Origin of the sequence: Bacillus cereus group sp. BfR-BA-01381 (genome assembly GCF_022663555.1) — a bacterium.
Lineage (GTDB): Bacteria > Bacillota > Bacilli > Bacillales > Bacillaceae_G > Bacillus_A > Bacillus_A pacificus.
Genome location: NZ_JAKUFR010000205.1, coordinates 1 through 734 on the forward strand (window position 1 = coordinate 1; position 734 = coordinate 734).

Consider the following 734-nt stretch of genomic DNA (forward strand, 5'->3'; position numbering starts at 1 on the left):
CTTGATAGAAATACGATTAATGCTGTTAATACTACTGCTCCACTTGCTGATCCTACGAAGTCACCTTTTGTTACTTGTAATACTTGCTCTTTCATTTCTTTCATTCTCCCTTCATTTGTTTTTTGTTACAAAACTTTTATTATACTAACACGCTTGATAGAAATACGATTAACGCTGTTAATACTACTGCTCCACTTGCTGATCCTACGAAATCACCTTTTGTTACTTGTAATACTTGCTCTTTCATTTTGCATTCTCCTCTCTTTTTCTTTTGTTACAAAACTTCTATTATACTAATACGCTTGATAGAAATACGATTAATGCTGTTAATACTACTGCTCCACTTGCTGATCCTACGAAGTCACCTTTTGTTACTTGTAATACTTGCTCTTTCATTTCTTTCATTCTCCCTTCATTTGTTTTTTGTTACAAAACTTTTATTATACTAACACGCTTGATAGAAATACGATTAACGCTGTTAATACTACTGCTCCACTTGCTGATCCTACGAAATCACCTTTTGTTACTTGTAATACTTGCTCTTTCATTTTGCATTCTCCTCTCTTTTTCTTTTGTTACAAAACTTCTATTATACTAATACGCTTGATAGAAATACGATTAATGCTGTTAATACTACTGCTCCACTTGCTGATCCTACGAAGTCACCTTTTGTTACTTGTAATACTTGCTCTTTCATATTATGTATCCTCCTTTTAATAAGTTATCTATATGTA

The 734-nt window shown here is 32.4% G+C and carries 5 protein-coding genes; all 5 read right to left on the reverse strand.

What is annotated here, in order from left to right:
* A partial coding sequence (locus tag MR079_RS28280; protein ID WP_242270109.1) for a DUF3948 family protein occupies positions 1-104 on the reverse strand: 104 nt, incomplete at its 3' end.
* 35 nt (positions 105-139) lie between these two features.
* Positions 140-247, reverse strand: a complete 108-nt coding sequence (locus tag MR079_RS28285) for a DUF3948 family protein (protein ID WP_000664237.1) — start codon at positions 245-247, stop codon at positions 140-142.
* A gap of 41 nt (positions 248-288) precedes the next feature.
* The gene (locus tag MR079_RS28290; RefSeq protein WP_000664237.1) at positions 289-396 is read right to left on the reverse strand and encodes a DUF3948 family protein; all 108 of its coding nucleotides are present in this window, start codon (positions 394-396) and stop codon (positions 289-291) included.
* A 44-nt stretch (positions 397-440) separates the two neighbouring features.
* Complete coding sequence (locus MR079_RS28295; RefSeq protein ID WP_000664237.1) at positions 441-548, reverse strand: DUF3948 family protein; 108 nt, start codon at positions 546-548, stop codon at positions 441-443.
* A gap of 41 nt (positions 549-589) precedes the next feature.
* Complete coding sequence (locus MR079_RS28300; RefSeq protein ID WP_000664237.1) at positions 590-697, reverse strand: DUF3948 family protein; 108 nt, start codon at positions 695-697, stop codon at positions 590-592.
* Positions 698-734: the final 37 nt, after the last annotated feature.

Excerpts from the sequence above, each read along its gene's own strand:
- MR079_RS28290 (WP_000664237.1), bottom strand. The coding sequence starts at position 396 with ATGAAAGAGCAAGTATTACAAGTAACAAAAGGTGACTTCGTAGGATCA.
- MR079_RS28295 (WP_000664237.1), bottom strand. The coding sequence starts at position 548 with ATGAAAGAGCAAGTATTACAAGTAACAAAAGGTGATTTCGTAGGATCA.
- MR079_RS28300 (WP_000664237.1), bottom strand. The coding sequence starts at position 697 with ATGAAAGAGCAAGTATTACAAGTAACAAAAGGTGACTTCGTAGGATCA.
- MR079_RS28285 (WP_000664237.1), bottom strand. The coding sequence starts at position 247 with ATGAAAGAGCAAGTATTACAAGTAACAAAAGGTGATTTCGTAGGATCA.